Source organism: Nonomuraea sp. NPDC001699 (genome assembly GCF_053596455.1).
Genome location: NZ_JBSFGF010000001.1, coordinates 794,165 through 812,856, shown reverse-complemented (window position 1 = coordinate 812,856; position 18,692 = coordinate 794,165). Strand labels below are relative to the sequence as shown.

Here is an 18,692-nt window from a genome sequence, read left to right as displayed (position 1 = left end):
AACACCTGCTCGCGGACCTCCGATGATTGTTCATGAAGCGTCTTCTCGCCCTCGCCGCAGCAGCCTTCATCTCCCTCCCCCTCGCCCCCGCCGCCGCGCTCGGCGGCACCCCCGGCGCTCCCGGGGCGGGTGATCCGTACTTCCCCGGTCAGGGGAACGGCGGCTACGACGCCGGCCACTACGACCTCGCCCTGGACTACGACCCGTCCTCGAACGTCCTGACCGGCGTGGCCACCGTCGCCGCCCGTGCCACCCAGGCGCTGAGCCGCTTCGACCTCGACCTGTCCGGCTCGCTGTCCGTGCGCTCGGTCACCGTGGACGGCAGGCCCGCCGCCGTCACGCGCGCCGGCGACGAGCTGGTCGTCACCCCCGCCGCCACGCTGGCCTCCGGGCAGAGCTTCTCCGTCGTCGTCCGGTACGACGGCAGGCCCACCCACGTCCTCGACCCCGACGGCTCCAGGGACGGCTGGATCAGGACCGGCGACGGCGTCTTCAACGCCAACGAGCCGCAGGGCGCGATGACCTGGTACCCCGGCAACCACCACCTGTCGGACAAGGCGACGTACCGGTTCACCGTGACCGTGCCCAGCACGAGGGTCGCGGTGGCCAACGGCGACCTGGTGGCCAGAACGTCGGCCGGCGGCCGGACCACGTACGTGTGGGACGCCCGCGAACCCATGGCGAGCTACCTGACCACGGTGTCGATCGGCAAGTTCCAGCTCACCGACGCCAGGATCGGCGGCTACCGCGTGATCACCGCCGTGGACCCCAAGCTCGCCGGCAAGGCGACGGACTTCGCCGCCCGCCACGCGCCCGTCCTCGACTACTTCGGCTCGCTCTTCGGCCCGTACCCGTTCTCCTCCACCGGCGGGATCGTCGACCACGAGCCGAACGTCGGCTACGCCCTGGAGACCCAGACCCGGCCCATCTACCCCGTGGCGCCCAGCGAGTCGCTGCTCGCCCACGAGCTGGCCCACCAGTGGTTCGGCGACTCGGTGACGCCCACCTTATGGCGTGACATCTGGCTGAACGAGGGCTTCGCGACGTACGCGGAATGGCTCTGGCTGGAGAAGACCGGCAGCCGTACCGTGCAGACGTCCTTCGACGGCGTCTACGCCAGGCCCGCCGGCGACGAGTTCTGGCAGACGCCCACCGCCGACCCCGGCGGCGCCGCCGCGCTCTTCCACGACCCCGTCTACGACCGCGGCGCGGCGACCCTGCACGTCCTGCGCCGGACCGTCGGCGACAGCGCGTTCTTCACGATCCTGCGCACCTGGGCGAGCGAGCACAAGTACGGCAACGCCGACACCGCCGCCTTCGTCGCCCTGTCCGAACGCGTGTCCGGCAGGCGGCTCGACGCCCTCTTCGACGCCTGGCTCTTCCAGCCCGGAAAGCCGTCGTTGTGATCATTCCGGTACGGCCTGCGTGCCCGTTTGGGCGGCAAGCCGTACCAGACCTAGATAAGCTTCACGGCCATGGCCGGTCGTCCTTTGCATGAAGTCGTCGAAGCCGGATGGGCTCAGGCTCTTGAGCCCGTATCCGAGCAGATCTCCTTGATGGGTGAGTTCCTGCGCAACGAGATCACCGAGGGCAGGCAGTACCTGCCCGCGGGTCCCAACGTCCTGCGCGCGTTCAACCAGCCCTTCGACGACGTCAGGGTGCTGATCGTGGGCCAGGACCCCTACCCCACGCCCGGCCACCCCGTCGGGCTGTCGTTCTCGGTGGCGCCCGAGGTGCGGCCGATACCCGGGAGCCTGCTCAACATCTACAAGGAGATGGAGTCCGACCTCGGCCTCCCCCGTCCCGCCAACGGCGACCTGACCCCGTGGGCCGAGCAGGGCGTGCTGCTGCTCAACAGGGTTCTGACGGTCATGCCGGGCAAGCCCGCCTCCCACCGGGGCAAGGGCTGGGAGCAGGTCACCGAGCAGGCCATCCGCGCCCTCGTGGCCCGCGACAAGCCGATGGTGGCCATCCTGTGGGGCCGCGACGCCCGCAACCTCGCCCCGATGCTGGGCAGCGTGCCGCGCATCGAGTCGGCGCATCCGTCCCCGTTGTCGGCGCGCAGCGGCTTCTTCGGCTCGCGGCCGTTCAGCCGCGCCAATGAGCTGCTCACCCAGCAAGGCGCCGCACCTGTCGAGTGGAAGCTGCCCTAGCATCGTCGCCATGAGTGATGAACCGAAGTACCTGCGCCTTACGGTCGAACTGACCGTGGAGGTGCTCGACGTGAACGCGCTGCAGGCGGCGGCGCTGGCCGAGATCAGGCACCCCGACGCCGACCTCAGCGACGAGGAGCGCTCCGAGCAGGCCGACCTCGTCAACTCCGACGAGACCGGAGCCTCGGCGCTCCAGTGGCTGATCGAGCCTGACCACGTGCTGCAGCTCGTGGAGCACATCACCGAGATCGAGCCGCGTGAGGCCGTTCTCGGGGTGGAGCCGTCCGAGGGGCCGAGCGAGGACGAGGACGAGGAAGAGCACGACCACGACCACGTGTGACGTGTGACGTACGGCGATCAGCCACGACGCCCCACCCGCGTCGTGGCTCTTCGCCCCGGCTACGATCGGTTCGTCCGGGCTGTTTCCGTCTGCTGAGGGATCTGTCGCCATGATCGTGGCCTTCTCCATCACCCCGCTGGGCGTCGGCGAAGGGGTCGCCGAGCCGGTCGCCCGCGCCGTCAAGGTGGTCCGCGAGAGCGGCCTGCCCAACCGCACGGACGCGATGTTCACCACCATCGAGGGCGAATGGGACGAGGTCATGGACGTCGTCAGGCGCGCGGTCGACGCCGTCTCCGAAGTCGCCCCGCGAGTCAGCCTGGTCCTGAAAGCCGACCTCCGCCCGGGCGTGACGGACGGCATGACCACCAAACTCCAAAGCCTCGAACGCCACCTCCCCTGAGCATCTGACGGCTCCCATGAGCCACGAAGCAGGTCAGAGGGCTACTACAGCAATCGGGGCGTGAACCGGGCACACGAATAGGGCAGAGCCACGTCCCCTGGCACGAACGCCCCCCTCCGCCGCCATGCAGGGCCGCATCGCCGTGTGGCACGCGCTGGGCGAGGCCGTCCAGCCGTGCATAACGCGCGCCTTTCAGGACGGTTCAGAAAGCCGTCTCCGCCAGCCTGAGCCGCGGGGCAGGCGGCCGCGCGCCGGCACGCGGCTCGGTTCCCCGTGCGGCGTTCTCGCGGCCAGAAGCTTGATGCCGACTACTCCTGCATTTTAAGGAAGGCGGTTCGGCCCGTGGCCGGCCCGGCGGCGCCGGTGGAGAGGTCCGACGAATGCGGGGATTCGCGACATGTCTTGACCATCTCCGTAGACGCGACATATCGTGTTGCGTGATCGACAAACGCGATACTACTCGTGCCCGGAGGTGGAGGCAATGAGACAAGAGCGAGTGCCCGTGCTGGTGGTCGGCGGCGGGTACGCGGGCCTGAGCGCTGCCGCGTTGCTGGCGTGGCGCGAAGTGCCCGTCATGCTGGTCGAACGGCACCCGAGCACGTCGATCCAGCCCAAGGCGTTCGGCATGGGGCCGCGAGCGGTCGAGCTGCTGCGCCCGCTGCCGGGCATTGAGCAGACGTTCGCCGACATCTGGACCGGCATCGGCGACTCCATGCGCATCGCGATCGCCAAGACCCTCGCCGACCCCGAGCCCCACATGATCTTCGAGGAATCGGACGAGTCCAACGCCCTCGCCGGCCTCACCCCCGTGCCCCGCGTGGGCGCCCCCCAGTCGGAGGTCGAGCGGGTGCTCCGCGCCTACGCCGACGAGCTCGGAGCGGACCTGCGCTTCTCCACCGAGCTGATCTCTTTCGACCAGGACGACGACGGCGTCACCGCCGTGATCCGCGCCGCCGACGGGGTCGAGAGCGTCGTACGGGCCGACTACGTGGTGGCGGCCGACGGCCACCGGAGCCCGTTGCGCGAGCGGCTGGCCGTGCCCACCTCCGGCAAGGGCGACCTCGTGCAGATGCGCTCGATCATGTTCGACGCCGACCTGACCGGCTTGGTGAACGAGCGCGAGGTCATCGTCTGGTACCTCCACAACGACGCGTTCACCGGCGTGATCGTGACCGGCACGGGCGTGGGCGCGCACGTGCTCGGCGTCAATCAGCCCCCGTCCGAGGAGGGCCGGGTCGACGACCTCACCGAGGAACGCTGCATCGAGCTCATCCGCGTCGGCACCGGCATCCCGGACCTGGACGTGCAGGTGCTCGACACGGCGACGTTCAGCCTGGCGCACGTCGTGGCCGACACCTTCCGCGCCGGACGCGTCTTCTTCGCCGGCGACGCCGCCCACACCATGCCGCCCACCGGCGGCCAGGGCGGCAGCACCGCCCTCCAGGACGGCTGCGACATCGCCTGGCGCCTCTGGCTGGTGCTCAGCGGGCAGGCCGGCCCCGGCTTCCTGGACACCTACGACGCCGAACGCCGCCCGATCGGCGCCCTGACCGCCGACGCCCAGCTCGCCAACCTCGGCGTACGGATGCCCGTGGACGAGCGCTCCGACTACCCCGAGCCCCTGGAGGACTTCCTGCAGGCGATGCTCGGCTACCGGTACCACTCCACCGCCGTCCTGGAGGAGCCCGGCGACGACGGCTCGCTCCTGGAGGACCCGCGCAGCCCCGACGGCCGCCCCGGCAGCCGCGCCCCGCACGTCGTGCTCGACTGGGAGGGGCAGCGCATCTCGACCATCGACCTGTTCGGCTCGGGCTTCGTGCTGCTGGCCGACAAGAGCGGCGGCCAGGTCTGGATGGACGCCGGCCGCCTGGTCAAGGAGCGTCTGGGCGTGCAGCTCACCCGCGTCCTGGTGGACGACGAGCTGGTGGACGTGGAAGGCCGCTGGCGGGAGCGGTACGGCGTGCGGGAAGGCGGCGCGGTGCTGGTACGGCCCGACGGGTACGTGGCCTGGCGAGCCCCTCGCCCGACCTCGGACCCCACGTCCACCCTCGACCAGGCCCTCACCCAGATCCTCCACCGCTAGACCGCCGCTGGACCACCTGCCTCTCCTGGGGGTCTGGCCGTCTCGCGGGGGCGGGGGTCAGGCGGCGAGAGCCGGGCGTGCGGCAGGGCCGAGGCTGGTCAGGTCGGCACTCCGGGTGGTGCAGAGCCAGTCGTTGAGCGAGCCGGTGAAGCCGGAAGGCGGCCCGACCTTGAGGCAGGTGAGCCGGCCCGAGCCGGGATCGGGACCGACCTTCAGATGGCGGACACCGCCCGCCCTGCCCGGCTCGCCGAGGTCCGCCTCGCACGGGGTCAGCCGGACGCCGAACGGCGGGCCGCCCCGGAAGGCGCCGGACGGCTGGATCCGCAGGAGGTCGTCGATCTCGTGGCAGGTGGCCAGCGGGTGCGCCTTCAGGTGGGCGAGCTGGTCGGTGACCAGGCGGTGGGCCACCGAACGCAGAAGGCCGGTCGCGCACAGGCTGTGGGCGCAGGCGGCGCCGTCGAGCGTGATCTCCGGCAGCGCGAAGCGGCTCAGGCCGCGCGAGGTGACGCGCAGGCAGTCGCAGGCCGCCGTCTCGGACGGGTCCCACGGCGGGCAGGTGGCGTCGTCGTGGATCCGCACGTCCCAGGTGAGCCAGTCGTCGCCGAGGCGGAAGTCGCGCGGCTCGCCCGGACACCTCGGGCAGGCGGGCACGGCCGAGGCGGTCAGCGGGTCGATCAGCAGGCCGCCACCCTGGAGGGCGAGGGCACGGGCGACGGCCCTGGCGGTCTGGACGTTGCCCGGCAGGCGGTGCGGCGGCGCCGCGGTGGACACCAGGACGTGCTGCCCGGCCCGGCGCAGGCGCCGGCGTTCGTCGCCCGCGAGGGCGAGCCCGGCCGGTCGCCAGGGGGCCGGTTCGAGGGAGACCGTCAGGCCCGGCGGGGTGTCGAGCGCGTCACGGGCCGCCTTCCGGTACGGCCCGGGGACCCGCCAGGGCACGAAGGTGCCGACGTCGAACGGCAGATGCTCCACGGCTACGACGAACAGGGAGGTCAGCGTGGCGGGGAGCGGCAGAACGATCTTCATGAGGTGCCTCGCCTTCGGAACGTGGTGAGGCACCCAGAATCCGGAACCCGACCGCCCCCGATGCCGCCGAACCCCGTTCTGGGGACAACTCCGCCGCCCCGCCCCCACCCTGTGGACGACTTAGGGGACGGTACGGGAGATGGCGAGGGTCTGGCCGGGAAGGCGCAGGCCGTCGGGCCCGGCGGAGACCGGGTCGTCGGAGGCGAGCAGGACGACCGCGCCCGCCGGAGGCAACGTCAGCGTCTCGGGGGAGAGGTTGACGCTGACGCACACCGTCCCGCGCCACATGACCAGCCACTTCCCGTCCGGGTCCGCCTCCACCCGCACCCGCTCCAGCCTCGGGTCCGACAGCTCCGGCAGCGCCTTGCGGAGGGCGATCAGGTCCCGGTACCAGCACAGCAGGGACCAGTTCTCCTCCTCCTTCAGTTCGCCCCAGTCCAGCTTGGACCGCAGGAACGCCTCCTCGTCGGACGGGTCGGGCGCGTCCCAGGCGTACCCGAAGCCGTCGAACTCGCGCTCGCGCCGCGCCCCCTCGCTCTCCCGCAGCTCGGGCTCCACGTGGTCGGAGAAGAACAGGAACGGCGTGCGAGCACCCCACTCCTCCCCCATGAACAACATCGGCGTGAACGGCGAGGTCAGCAGCAGCCCCGCCCCCAGCCTGAGCGCCGACAAGGGCAGCCGGTCGCCGCCGGGCCGGTTGCCGATCTGGTCGTGGTTCTGCAGGCAGGCGACCAGCCGGTGACCGGGCACGCCGGCGAAGGACTGGCCGTGGGCCCGGTCGCGGAAGCTGGAGTAGCCGCCGTCGTGCAGCACCCCTTGGGTCAGCACCCTGGCCAGCGCCGACGGGTCGGCGAAGTCCTCGTAGTAGCCGTGGCTCTCGCCGCTCACGGCGGTGTGCAGGGCGTGGTGGACGTCGTCGTTCCACTGCGCGGTCATCCCCAGGCCGCCGGCCTCCAGCGGACGGACCATGCGCGGGTCGTTGAGGTCGGACTCGGCGATCAGCGACAGCGGCCGTCCGAGCGAGCAGGCCAGCGCGTCGACCTCCTCCGACAGCTCGGCCAGCAGGTGACGGGCGCGTTTGTCGTGCAGCGCGTGGACGGCGTCCAGGCGCAGGCCGTCGACGTGGTAGTCGCGCAACCACTGGACGGCGTTGCCGATGAAGTACCGGCGCACCTCGTCGGACCCGGGCCCGTCCAGATTGACGGCTTCACCCCAATAACTACCAGCAAAGCCGGAAAAGTACGGACCAAAGGGGTGCAGGAAGTTTCCCGACGGCCCCAGATGGTTGTAGACCACGTCCAGGATGACGCCGATCCCGGCCCGGTGGCACGCGTCCACGAACGACTTCAGCCCGTCGGGGCCGCCGTACGTCTCGTTGACCGCGTAGAGGTCGACCCCGTCGTACCCCCAGTTGCGCCCGCCGGGGACGGGCGCGACCGGCATGATCTCCACGAAGTCCACGCAGAGCTCGACCAGGTGCTCCAGCCGCTCGACCGCCGCGGCGAACGTGCCCTCGCCGGTGAACGTGCCGACGTGCAGCTCGTAGATCACCGAACCGCGCAGGTCGCGGCCCTTCCAGTCGTGGTCGGACCAGGTGAAGCGGGCGTGCTCGTAGACCGCGCTCGGCCCGAACACCCCCTCCGGCTGCCGCCGGGACCTCGGGTCCGGGTAGGGCCCGCCGCCGTCGAGGACGAAGGCGTACCTGGTGCCGTGTCCGGCCTCGGCGACCTCGGCCCACCACCAGCCTCTCTCCCTGGGGGACATCGGCCGGCGTCCGTCCAGAACGTCGACCTCGACAGCCGTGGCCCTCGGTGCCCAGACCTCAAAGATCATGTCGCTCCAGTAGTGAGACGGGGTACTGATCGAGCAGCCGGGCCAGCGGAACCGTCCCCGAATGCGGCTCGCCCGTGAGCAGGTCGCGCCAGGATCCGCCGGGCAGGGTCAAGGTGGTGTCGCCCCACACCGAGTGGCCGGCGACCGCGGACCGGCGCGCGAGGCGTACCGGCAGCCTGGTGGCGACCGCCACCGCCCGCGGGCCTTCGCCCCTGGCGAAGGCGATCGCGTGCTCGGCCGCCTCCCCCTCGGCCCGCAGCGGCAGGTACGGCGCCGCGCCCCCGAGCCGCCTGCGCAGCCGCAACGCCTGCGTCGTGACCAGCAGCTTGGCCGCGTCCCAGGAGGTCTCGGGCTTGCGCGGATACGTCACGGGCCGCCGGTTGTCCGGATCGACCAGCGAGAAGTCGGTGGTCTCGTTGCCCTGGTACACGTCGGGCACCCCGGGCATCATGAGCTGCACCAGCTTGGCCCCGAGCGAGTTCGACATCGCGAACGGCTCGATGCGCTCGGTGAACTCCTCCACCGGCAACCGCACGGCGGCCTGCGCGAACTCCCGCAGCCGCCGCTCGTAGCCGGCGTCCGGACGCACCCACGAGATCGCGGTCTTGGCCTCGCGAGCCGCCTTGAGCAGGTATTCGGCGAAGCGTTCTGCGGAGATCGGCCAGGCCGCCATGAGGTTCTGCCAGGCCAGGTAGTCGAGGTGGGGGTCGAAGGAGAGCTCGCTCGACCATTCGCCCACCACGGACGCCCACTCCCTGGGCATCTCCGACAACACCGACAGCCGGGCGCGCACGTCCTCCGACCGCTTGGTGTCGTGCGTGGACAGGGTCGTCATCGTGTACGGGGACATCTCCCCGCAGAAGTCATGGAACTCCTCCACCGAGACGCCGAACGCGTCGGGCTCGCCGCCCACCTCGTTGAGGCAGGACAGCGGATACCACCGGTACAGCGCGGTGTCCTCCACGCCCTTGGCCATGACCGGCCCGCACGTCTGCTGGAAACGGACGATCGCCTCCGCCGACCCGTACAGGACCTCCTGGACGAGCGGCCGCACGGCGGGCGAGCACTCGGCGGCGGCCAGCTCGACGATCTCGACCGACTCGGGCGGCGGCTCCTCCCCCGGCACCAGGTAGGCGCGGTAGAGGGGCATCGCAGCCAGCAGCTCCGACACGGCGGCGGGGTCGCAGCCGGTGACCCTGGCCAGCCGGTCGATCTCCGCGCCGAAGAACAGGTCGAGCACCTCGCGCTTGGCCGCGACCATGACCGGACGGTACTCCTCCGGCTGCCCGGTCAGCTCACTGAACAGCCGGACCAGCGGTTCCTTGCCCGAAGGGTCCACGAACAGGCCGTTGACCCGGTTGAGCACCTCGTAGCCGGTCGAGCCGTCGCAGGCCCAGTCGGGCTGCAGCCGCTCGGGGCCGATGAGGATCTTCTCCACGACCGTCCAGGGGGCGCCGATCCGCTCGCGCAGCCGGTCGAGGTAGCCCCGGGGGTCGGCCAGGCCGTCGGGGTGATCGATGCGCAACCCGTCGACCAGGCCCTCGTCGAACAGCCAGAAGATCACCTCGTGCGTGGCGGACAGCACCGACGGGTCCTCCACGCGCAGCCCGATCAGCGACGACACGTCGAAGAAGCGCCGGTAGCCGGGGCCCTCGCGCCAGTCGACCAGCCGGTAGTGGCCGGGGTGGGGGAAGGCGTGCTCGTGGTAGCGCAGGACGTCGCCGTCCACCACGGGCTCGGTGTCGTCGCCGAGCACCGGCAGCGCCACCTTCCCGTCCACCCACTCGATGTCGAACCAGTTCGCGTACGGCGAGGCGGGCCCGTCCTTGAGCACCGACCAGAACTGGGCGTTCATCGTGTTCATGTGGTTGGGCACGATGTCGATGACGATGCCCAGGTCCTGGGCGGCCAGTTGCCGGGCCATCTCGCGGAAGCCGGTGGCCCCGCCGAACTCCTCCCTGATCCTGGAGTGGTCGACGACGTCGTAGCCGTGCCGCGACTCGGGCGTGGCCTGGAGGATCGGCGACAGGTAGACGTGGCTGACGCCGAGGTCGCGCAGGTAACCGGCGATCTCGGCGACCTGCGCGAAACCGAAGTCGGGGGTGAGCTGCACCCGGTACGTCGAGACCGGCCTAGACACGGCGCAGCACCCGAACGCTGCGTCCGGGGACCTCGATCGCCTCGCCCGCGCGCACCATCCGCACGTCGAGTCTGATGGGCATCGCGGTGTCGATCTCGGTGTGCCACATCTCGCCGTAGTCCTCGGGGATCGTGAACTTGATCGTGTCGTGGTGGGCGTTGAACAGCACCAGGAAGGAGTCGTCCCTGATCGGCCGGCCACGCCGGTCGGGCTCGGTGATGGCGTCGCCGTTGAGGAAGACGGCCAGCGACTTGGCGTAGCCGACGTTCCAGTCGCTGTCGGTCATCTCCTCCCCGGACGGGGTGAGCCAGGCGATGTCGCTCAGCCCGCGTACCGGCTTGCCGTAGAAGAACCTCCTGCGCCGGAAGACCGGATGTTTCTTGCGCAGCGCCGCCAGCTCCTGGGTGAACTCCAGCAGCAGCCAGTTCTCCCTGATGTCGGACCAGTCGACCCAGGTCAGCTCGTTGTCCTGGCAGTAGCCGTTGTTGTTGCCCTTCTGGGTGCGGCCCAGCTCGTCGCCGTGCGAGAGCATCGGCACGCCCTGCGACAGGAACAGCGTGGTGAGGAAGTTGCGCTTCTGCTGCTCGCGCAGCGACTCGATGGCCAGGCTCGCCGGGCCCTCCTCGCCGCAGTTCCACGACCTGTTGTCGTCGGTGCCGTCGCGGTTGCCCTCCTTGTTCGCCTCGTTGTGCTTGTTGTTGTACGCCACGAGGTCCTGGAGGGTGAAGCCGTCGTGGCAGGTCACGAAGTTGATCGAGGCGGCCGGGCGGCGGCTGTCGTCCTTGTACAGGTCGCTCGACCCGGTGAAGCGGGAGCCGAACTCCGGCAGCGTGGCGGCCTGCCCGCGCCACAGGTCGCGGATCGTGTCGCGGTAGCGGCCGTTCCACTCGGTCCAGCGCGAGGGGAAGTTGCCGACCTGGTAGCCGCCGGGGCCGACGTCCCAAGGCTCGGCGATGAGCTTGACCTGCGACAGCACCGGGTCCTGCTGCACCAGGTCGAAGAAGGCGCTCAGCCGGTCGACCTCGTGCAGCTCGCGGGCGAGGGTGGAGGCGAGGTCGAAGCGGAACCCGTCGACGTGCATCTCGATGACCCAGTAGCGGAGCGAGTCCATGATCATCTGAAGGACGTGCGGGGAGCGCATGAGCAGGCTGTTGCCCGTGCCCGTGGTGTCGACGTAGTAGCGCTTGTCGTTCTCGACCAGGCGGTAGTAGTTGCTGTTGTCGATGCCCCGGAACCCCAGCGTCGGCCCCAGGTGGTTGCCCTCGGCGGTGTGGTTGTAGACGACGTCGAGGATGACCTCGATGCCCGCCTCGTGCAGGCTGCGCACCATCGCCTTGAACTCCAGCACCTGCCCGCCGCGCTGCCCGGTGCTGGAGTAGCGGTTGTGCGGTGCGAAGAAGCCGATGGAGTTGTAGCCCCAGTAGTTGGACAGGCCGCGCTGCTCCAGGATGTGGTCGGTGACGAACTGGTGCACCGGCATCAGCTCCAGCGCCGTCACGCCCAGCTTGGTGAGGTGGTCGAGGATCTCGGGGTGGCCGAGCGCCGCGTACGTGCCGCGCAGGTGCTTGGGGATCTTGGGATGGCTTATCGTCAGCCCGCGCACGTGCGCCTCGTAGATCACCGTGTCGTGGTACGGCGTCGCCGGCGGCCGGTCGTGCCCCCACCCGAAGAACGGGTTGATCACGATGGACCGCGGCACGTACGGGGACGAGTCGGCGTCGTTGCGCGTGTCCGGCTGGCCGAACCGGTAGCCGTAGACCGCCTCGTGCCAGTCGACGCCGCCCTCGATCGCCATCGCGTACGGGTCGAGCAGCAGCTTGCTGGGGTTGCAGCGCAGCCCCCGCGCCGGCTCGTACGGCCCGTGCACCCGGTAGCCGTAGCGCTGGCCGGGGCCGATGCCCGGCAGGTAGCCGTGCCAGATGAACCCGTCGACCTCCGCGAGCGGCACCCGCGACTCGACGTTGTCCTCGTCGAACAGGCACAGCTCCACCGCCTGGGCCACCTCGGTGTAGAGCGAGAAGTTCGTGCCCGCGCCGTCGTACGTCGCCCCCAGAGGGTAGGGGTCTCCAGGCCAGATCTCGATCATCGAGGCTCCCTTGCGGTCTCTCCCCATGTTCCGTTCCCCTGCTCCGACGGACAAGGCCACCCTGTTCCTTCCCACCCGTCCGTCCGAGATACTCGGAAATGTGAGTGGGCCGCCTCCGACAGCGCGGTGTCGACGGCGGCCCACGTGTTCGGCCCGGTGGGGGGTGTGGCGGGGTTCACGGATCCGGTGCGCGGCCCCTGCGCACCGGATCCGCACCCGCGATCGGGTGACGCGACACTGCGTCCCCGATCCCCCTCGGCAGGACGGGCGCAGCGGCCGGCCCTGCCCGTCGGAGACGGACAATCATGGAGAACCGATCCTCACGCTCTGGCAGGAGCGAAAGATCGGGGAACCGGGCCGACGAGACGACATCGGCCCAGCCTTATGTGACGGACGGCCTCTGGTGAGCCTTCACGTCAGGGAATGAACGCGGCATTTCGATCTCTGGCGGTTTCGAGTGGATCAGCCCTGGGCATCCCCCTCTCTTACGGCTTGGTTGACTTTTACCCTCCAACGCCAGAAACCCACCTCTATTTGGCACTTGCCATAGGAACGTGCCGGTGACGATTACCTACCGCTCACGACTTCGAAAGAATGCAGCGGGGGTACGCTCCAGAGCAGCAGGCCGCGACGGTCGAAGGAGCGTGGCGATGTCCGTCCCCAATCCGACGCTCCGGCAACGACAGCTCGCCATGCGGCTGCGCGAGCTGCGCCACGAGGCGGGCCTGAGCATCGCCGAGGTCGCCGAACACCTGCTCTGCTCCCCGGCCAAGATCAGCCGCATCGAGACGGCCCAGCGCAGGGTGAGCCTGCGCGACGTCCGCGACCTGTGCAGGCTCTACGGCGTCCAGGACTCCTCGGAGCTGATGACCCTGGCCAAGGACGCCCGGCAGAAACACTGGTGGCAGGACTACGACAACCGCAGCTTCCGGCCCATGATCGGGCTGGAGGCCGACAGCGTGGCCATCACCGAATACGAGATCACCACGATCCCCGGGCTGCTCCAGACGGAGGACTACGCCCGAGCCGTCATCCGGGGCTGCCTGCCGCGCATCGACAACGACATCCTCCAGGACCGGGTGCTGGCCCGCCTGAAGCGCCAGGAGCTGCTGACCGGCAGGGAGCCGCCCGACTACTGGGTCCTGCTCGACGAGTCGGCGCTGCACCGCCACGTCGGAGGCCGGCAGACCATGCTGGAGCAGCTGCGCCACCTCCTCACCGTCACGGAGCTGCCGCAGGTCACCATCCAGGTGATCCCCTTCACGGTGGGCGCGCACATGGGGTTCGACAGCACGTTCCGGCTGCTGGAGTTCGACAAGAGGTCGGGCATCGCCGACACCGTCTTCGTCGAGCATCAGATGGGCCTGTTCTACCTCGAAGGCGACAAGGTCGAGCCGTTCAGGGAGACGATCAACCATCTCCGCGCCGAGGCCCTGAACCCGCAGGAGTCGAAGAAACAGCTGGCCGAAATGGCACGCAAATTCGCCTAGTTGCCGCGCTCTCCGGGCGACCTCCGGCAATCGCCTTTGGCAATTGCCGTTCGAGCGCTTTGCCCGGCACTCCATAAACCCGAAATATCCTATATATCGCCCGCCTGATGACACGGACACCCGGCCAAAAACCCATCGGCCAGAAAGGCGTCGAACGTCGGCGCGAGGGCTGCGGCGATCCGGATCCCGCCCTTGGCGTCCGGCAGCCGAATGGCCGACGGCCGGGTTTCCCGGCGCCCTTCCCGTCCGGGAAAAGAGGCGACCCCGTCCCGCGGTAATTCCGGCGAAATTCAGGCGGGCCGGAGAGCGCGTCCCTGCGCATCGCCGGAGAAGGAGAACCGGGCACCGGCGGCGCCGCCCGTCCCCGGCCCCCGGGTCCGCGGTCTCCCGGTGGGCGCGCCGCGGGAGAACCGTCCCGCGCCCGGCGAGATGCCCAGACCGGCAGGCTCCCGGGTGTAGGGTCGTGGCCTCGGGTGAAACGGTCCACCAAGACCGTCAGCGCCGAGCTCACATCGCCTGTGCACGCCGGTCCGCCCGGCGCCGCCGATGGCCCGTAGGGAGCGACAATGTCGAACGAACAAGACCTTGGTGCATTTCCTCGCTGGCGCGCCTCGTCGCGCTGCAACAATGGCGACTGCGTAGAGGTCGCCTATTTCTCGCGTGATTCCATCGGCATCCGCGACAACAAGAATCCGAACAGTCCCGTTCTCACCTTCGACGCCACCGAATGGAATGCGTTCATCGGGAAGATCCGGGAGGCCGGCTGAGCCGACCGGCCGGCCGTGTGAGGCGGACATCCCACGGGTGTCCGCCTTTTTTCATGTCCAGGATGATCCGGGGGGCGCGACGGCGGCCCGAGTGGCATCCGGCGATCGGGGTAATATCACATCGGCGCAATACCTCTACAGCCGACCTCCAGGAGGTAGTGCATGAAACGCCCACCTGCCCTTGACCAGGTTGCGTGGCATCGCTGCAACAACGGCGAATGCGTCGAAGTCACCATGCTCTCCGACCGGGTCTGGGTGCGGGGAAGTCAGGACGCCAGCGGTGCCGTCCTGTCGTTCACCATCGACGAGTGGAACGCGTTCCTCGACGGCGTGCGACGCGGCCTCTTCGATCTCGAACGGCTCGCGCCCCGGCTCTGACCGGCCACGACGTTCTCGATCGAGCTCTGTCGGGGGCCATCGGGGTTTCAGGCCGCGGCCCCCGGCAATATGCCGACTCCATGGGCGGTTTCAAGAAGTTCTTACTCCGTGGCAACATCGTCGAGCTGGCCGTCGCCGTGATCGTCGGGGCGACCTTCAGCGGGCTCGTCCAGGCGCTGGTCACCGACCTCATCACCCCGCTCATCGGCGCGGTGACCGGCGGCCGGCAGCCGAACTTCGCCGAGTACTCCTTCACGATCAACGGCAGCCAGTTCAAGTACGGCGACTTCCTCAACCACCTGGTGACCTTCATGGTCATCGCGGCGGTCGTCTACTGGCTGGTCGTGGCCCCCATGACGCGGCTGATCCACCTGTTCGACCGGGACAAGGCCGCGACGACCAAGCAGTGCCCCGAATGCCTGTCCGACATCCCGTCCGAGGCCAGGCGGTGCGCCCATTGCACGGCCGAGCTGGTGCCCGAGTCCGAGAAACCGCGCTGAACCGTACATCACGGACTCTTGACCCCAGTGGTGCGCCAGCATGGTGGACGTTCGGCAAGATGGACCGATGAGCGTTGAGTTGATGGTCTGGGACGAGCCCGTGCCGATCAGCAGGGATCAGGCCCGGGCCACGTATCTGGCGGTGAAGCGGAGCGACCCCGTCGAGGGGGACGTGCCCGACGTCGCCAAGGAGCTGCCCGGGGAGGTCACCCTGTACCCCGGGCACGTCCTGGTGACGATGGACCTGGACACGATGGACGAGACCTCGGCCCAGGTGTTCACCACCGCCCGCGCGCACGGCATGGTCTGCTACGACCCCCAGCGCGACCTGGTGCACAACGTGGCCCCGCTCGGCGTGTACGAGGGCATGCAGCTCCACACCGGCGACGGGATGGTCGTCCACGACCCCGACCTCGGCCTGGTCCACGACGTCCTGGCCACCCTGTCGCCGCAGAACCCGTTCGTGGCCCTGGTGAACTTCGGCCACCACTTCCTCCAGGTCTCCCCCGGCTACGAGCTGGAGTACAAGGAGGGCACGATGGTCCGGGCGGTCGTGCCCGAGCTGGAGGAGGTGCGGCAGGCGTTCACCGAGTACGCCACCGGCGAGCGCGGGTTCCTGACCCGCCACACCTGGGCTCAGGCGTAGACCTGGGCGAACAGCTCCGGATCGACGTTCCCCCCGGACAGCACGGCCACCGTGCGCCCGGCGGGGACGCGGCCCGACAGCAGGGCGGCCGTGGTCGCCGCGCCGCTGGGCTCGGCCACCAGCCGGGCCGTGCGCGCGATGTGCCGCACCGCCGCCCGCAGCTCCTCCTCCGACACCGTGACGATGCCTTCGAGGTGCTCGCGCAGGTGGGCGAAGGTGAGCTCGGACACCTTGTTCACTCGCAGCCCGTCGGCGATGGTCCGGAACGTGCGGGTGGTCTCCCAGGCCACCACGTGCCCGGCCGCCAGGCTCTCGGCGGCGTCGGCGGCCAGCTCGGGCTCCACGCCGTACACGCGAACGTCGGGCCGCAGCGCCTTGACCGCCGCCGCGACGCCCGCGGCCAGCCCGCCGCCGCTGACCGGCACGAGCACCACCTCGACGTCCGGCAGGTCCTCGACGATCTCCAGGCCGATCGTGCCCTGCCCGGCGATGATCGCGCGGTGGTCGTAGGGCGGCACCAGCGTCAGGCCGCGCTCGCCCGCCAGCCGCTCGGCCGTCACCTCGCGCTGGTCGGGAGGCACGACCACCAGCTCGGCGCCCCACCCCTCGATCGCCGCCGCCTTGACCGCGGGCGTGCCCTCGGGCACGACGACCACGCACGGCACGCCGAACTCGGCCGCCGCGAACGCCAGCGCCTGGCCGTGGTTGCCGGAGGAGTGCGTGACGACTCCGGAGGGACGCAGGGCGGCCAGCGCGTTGTAGGCGCCGCGGATCTTGAACGAGCCGACCGGTTGCAGGCTCTCGGGCTTCAGCCACGCCTCGCCCATCGGCAGGAGCGGGGTGCGCACCGCGATCCCCTTGATGCGCCCGGCCGCCGTGCGGATGTCGTCGATCGTCACCAGGTCCATGTGATGACTTTAGGCTTCAGAACGGCACAATTCGACGAGTGCCTGGTCCATGGCAGGATCGCAAGACATGAGAACTCTGTACCCGCCCATCGAACCCTACGAGTCCGGCCTGCTCGACGTGGGCGACGGCAACCAGATCTACTGGGAGGTCTGCGGCAATCCCGACGGGAAGCCGGCCGTCATGCTGCACGGCGGGCCGGGCGCCGGGTGCAGCGCCGATCACCGCCGGCAGTGGAACCCCGAGCTGTACCGGATCGTCCTGTTCGACCAGCGCAACTGCGGTCGCAGCCTGCCGCACGCCAGCGAGCCGGGCACGTCGCTGGCCGCCAACACCACCTGGAACCTGGTGGCCGACATGGAACGCCTGCGCGAGCACCTGGGCATCGAGCGGTGGCAGGTGTTCGGCGGCTCGTGGGGCAGCGCGCTGTCGCTGGCCTACGCCCAGACGCACCCCGACCGTACGACCGAGCTGGTGCTGCGCGGGATCTTCACGCTGCGCCCGCACGAGCTGCGCTGGTTCTACCAGGAGGGCGCGAGCTACCTGTTCCCCGACCTGTGGGAGTCGTACGTGGCGCCGATCCCCGCCGAGGAGCGCGACGACCTCATGGCCGCCTACCGCGCCCGGCTCGAAGGCGACGACGAGGCGGTCCGGCTCGCGGCGGCCAAGGCATGGTCCCAGTGGGAGGGCGCCACGATCACGCTGCTGCCCGACCCGAGCCTGGTGGCGGAGTTCGGCGAGGACAAGATGGCGGTGTCGTTCGCCAGGATCGAGAACCACTACTTCCACCACGGCGGCTGGTTCGGGCCCGAGCAGCTCATCAGGGACGTCGACCGCGTCCGGCACATCCCCGCCGTGATCATCCAGGGCCGCTACGACGCCTGCACGCCCATGGCCACCGCCTGGGACCTGCACAAGGCGTGGCCCGAGGCCGACTTCCAGGTCGTGCACGACGCCGGGCACGCGGCGAGCGAGCCCGGCATCGTCGACCGGCTCATCGCGGCGACAGACGGCTTCGCGCGAGCCTGACCGCGGGCGTGACCGCGCCGACCAGCAGCAGCGCGAACAGCGGCGCGAGCACCAGGCCGAGGAGGAAGCCGCCGGCCACGTCGTGCGGGTAGTGCACGCCGACGAACACCCGGGTGAAGCCCATCAGGGCGGCCAGCGGCAGCACCACCCAGGCCAGGGCGCGCCAGACCAGGATGAGCGTGCCCGCCGCCCCGGCGGCGATCACGGTGTGGTTGCTGGGGAAGGACCAGTCCGTCGAGGGCGGGCAGGCCGCGATCGTGGCGATCCCGCCACGGCACGGCCGGTCCTCCCGGACCAGCAGCTTCACGCCCTCGCTCACGATGTACGCGCCCACCACCCCGGCCGGCCCGGCGATGGCGAGCGCGAGGTCGCGGGCGGGGGCCTGGCGCGCCCGCCACCAGCACACGAGGAACAACGCCGCGAAGATGAACAGGCCGGCGTCCGTGCCGAACTCGGCGAGGGCGTGCAACCACCCGGGCGTGGTCAGGGCGAAGTCGACGATGTCGCGGTACACAGGTGTCCAATCCGTGAACGGGTAGTGGACACGACCTTATGAACTTTGATCGTCAAATGCTTCGACCGAAAGGGGGATTCCGGGTTTTACGCAAGATACTGGCGTACGAGCAGGCTGCGCTTCTGCTCCAGCTCGCCTTCGGTGATGAGCCCGCGGTCGAACGCCTCGGAGGTGGCGTCCCGCTCGGCCACGAAGTAGGCGGCCATGATCTCGCTGCGCAAGGGGGTGAAACCGCGCTCCACGCAGTCGGAGAAGACGGTGACCTTCTGCTCGACGACGCCGGCGGGGACGGTGCACGTCAGGTCGTGCTCTTTGAGTTGCTGAACCGCTTCACGAAGGGTGACGGGGCCGAGTGACCCGTTGAAACGGGTGTCAAGGGTGATCTTCACTGTTTTTACGCCTCC

18 protein-coding genes are annotated in these 18,692 nt (G+C 69.9%); 11 read left to right on the top strand and 7 right to left on the bottom strand.

The genetic code is table 11. The annotated features are described in order from the left end of the window. The first annotated feature begins 32 nt into the window (after positions 1-32). The 5 genes from ACWCSU_RS03900 (at position 33) to ACWCSU_RS03880 (ending at position 4,976) form a co-directional block, all read left to right on the top strand. On the top strand, positions 33-1,406 hold the full coding sequence (locus tag ACWCSU_RS03900) for a M1 family metallopeptidase (RefSeq protein ID WP_449933404.1): 1,374 nt from the start codon (positions 33-35) through the stop codon (positions 1,404-1,406). A gap of 69 nt (positions 1,407-1,475) precedes the next feature. Then, positions 1,476-2,153, top strand: a complete 678-nt coding sequence (locus tag ACWCSU_RS03895; RefSeq protein ID WP_364089109.1) for a uracil-DNA glycosylase — start codon at positions 1,476-1,478, stop codon at positions 2,151-2,153. 10 nt (positions 2,154-2,163) lie between these two features. Next, on the top strand, positions 2,164-2,493 hold the full coding sequence (locus tag ACWCSU_RS03890; RefSeq protein ID WP_357695023.1) for a hypothetical protein: 330 nt from the start codon (positions 2,164-2,166) through the stop codon (positions 2,491-2,493). Positions 2,494-2,602: 109 nt separating this feature from the next. After that, positions 2,603-2,893 carry an MTH1187 family thiamine-binding protein gene (locus ACWCSU_RS03885; protein WP_352320345.1) on the top strand — a complete coding sequence of 97 codons (291 nt, stop codon included), beginning with the start codon at positions 2,603-2,605 and terminating at the stop codon, positions 2,891-2,893. Positions 2,894-3,374: 481 nt separating this feature from the next. Beyond that, positions 3,375-4,976, top strand: coding sequence for an FAD-dependent monooxygenase (locus ACWCSU_RS03880; protein ID WP_449933401.1), 1,602 nt, complete (start codon positions 3,375-3,377; stop codon positions 4,974-4,976). A gap of 57 nt (positions 4,977-5,033) precedes the next feature. Here ACWCSU_RS03880 and ACWCSU_RS03875 read toward each other — a convergent pair whose 3' ends face one another. The 4 genes from ACWCSU_RS03875 to glgX all read right to left on the bottom strand — a co-directional run bounded on the left by ACWCSU_RS03875 (position 5,034) and on the right by glgX (position 12,058). Further along, positions 5,034-5,999 (bottom strand): hypothetical protein, encoded by a 966-nt coding sequence (locus ACWCSU_RS03875; RefSeq protein WP_449933399.1) that lies wholly within the window; start codon positions 5,997-5,999, stop codon positions 5,034-5,036. A gap of 120 nt (positions 6,000-6,119) precedes the next feature. Continuing rightward, on the bottom strand, positions 6,120-7,832 hold the full coding sequence (gene treZ, locus ACWCSU_RS03870) for a malto-oligosyltrehalose trehalohydrolase (protein ID WP_449933397.1): 1,713 nt from the start codon (positions 7,830-7,832) through the stop codon (positions 6,120-6,122). After that, positions 7,822-9,972: a malto-oligosyltrehalose synthase gene (treY, locus tag ACWCSU_RS03865; RefSeq protein ID WP_449933395.1), complete on the bottom strand. Its 2,151-nt coding sequence runs from the start codon at positions 9,970-9,972 to the stop codon at positions 7,822-7,824. Before treY ends, treZ begins: the two co-directional genes overlap by 11 nt. After that, the gene (glgX, locus tag ACWCSU_RS03860; protein ID WP_357695011.1) at positions 9,965-12,058 is read right to left on the bottom strand and encodes a glycogen debranching protein GlgX; all 2,094 of its coding nucleotides are present in this window, start codon (positions 12,056-12,058) and stop codon (positions 9,965-9,967) included. The genes treY and glgX overlap by 8 nt, the downstream gene beginning before the upstream one ends. 650 nt (positions 12,059-12,708) lie before the next feature. On the opposite strand from glgX, the gene ACWCSU_RS03855 reads away from it, so the two are divergent. The 5 genes from ACWCSU_RS03855 (at position 12,709) to ACWCSU_RS03835 (ending at position 15,839) form a co-directional block, all read left to right on the top strand. Further along, positions 12,709-13,548 carry a helix-turn-helix domain-containing protein gene (locus tag ACWCSU_RS03855; RefSeq protein WP_357695009.1) on the top strand — a complete coding sequence of 280 codons (840 nt, stop codon included), beginning with the start codon at positions 12,709-12,711 and terminating at the stop codon, positions 13,546-13,548. 566 nt (positions 13,549-14,114) lie between these two features. Continuing rightward, on the top strand, positions 14,115-14,315 hold the full coding sequence (locus ACWCSU_RS03850; protein WP_357695007.1) for a DUF397 domain-containing protein: 201 nt from the start codon (positions 14,115-14,117) through the stop codon (positions 14,313-14,315). Positions 14,316-14,477: 162 nt separating this feature from the next. Then, entirely contained in the window at positions 14,478-14,693 is a 216-nt protein-coding gene (locus ACWCSU_RS03845) for a DUF397 domain-containing protein (protein WP_397040033.1), read from the top strand. A gap of 80 nt (positions 14,694-14,773) precedes the next feature. Further along, positions 14,774-15,193, top strand: coding sequence for a large conductance mechanosensitive channel protein MscL (mscL, locus tag ACWCSU_RS03840; protein ID WP_449933391.1), 420 nt, complete (start codon positions 14,774-14,776; stop codon positions 15,191-15,193). Between the two features lie 67 nt (positions 15,194-15,260). Beyond that, positions 15,261-15,839, top strand: coding sequence for a hypothetical protein (locus tag ACWCSU_RS03835; RefSeq protein WP_449933389.1), 579 nt, complete (start codon positions 15,261-15,263; stop codon positions 15,837-15,839). On the opposite strand, the gene ACWCSU_RS03830 is transcribed toward ACWCSU_RS03835, so the two are convergent. Next, positions 15,830-16,747, bottom strand: a complete 918-nt coding sequence (locus ACWCSU_RS03830; RefSeq protein ID WP_449933387.1) for a threonine ammonia-lyase — start codon at positions 16,745-16,747, stop codon at positions 15,830-15,832. The genes ACWCSU_RS03835 and ACWCSU_RS03830 overlap by 10 nt on opposite strands. A 67-nt stretch (positions 16,748-16,814) precedes the next feature. Here ACWCSU_RS03830 and pip point away from each other — a divergent pair, with 67 nt between their 5' ends. Then, the gene (pip, locus tag ACWCSU_RS03825; RefSeq protein WP_357694997.1) at positions 16,815-17,774 is read left to right on the top strand and encodes a prolyl aminopeptidase; all 960 of its coding nucleotides are present in this window, start codon (positions 16,815-16,817) and stop codon (positions 17,772-17,774) included. Here pip and ACWCSU_RS03820 read toward each other — a convergent pair. After that, entirely contained in the window at positions 17,740-18,288 is a 549-nt protein-coding gene (locus ACWCSU_RS03820; protein ID WP_357971010.1) for a phosphatase PAP2 family protein, read from the bottom strand. The genes pip and ACWCSU_RS03820 overlap by 35 nt on opposite strands. Positions 18,289-18,374: 86 nt before the next feature. Beyond that, complete coding sequence (locus ACWCSU_RS03815; RefSeq protein WP_364089137.1) at positions 18,375-18,677, bottom strand: hypothetical protein; 303 nt, start codon at positions 18,675-18,677, stop codon at positions 18,375-18,377. Positions 18,678-18,692: the final 15 nt, after the last annotated feature.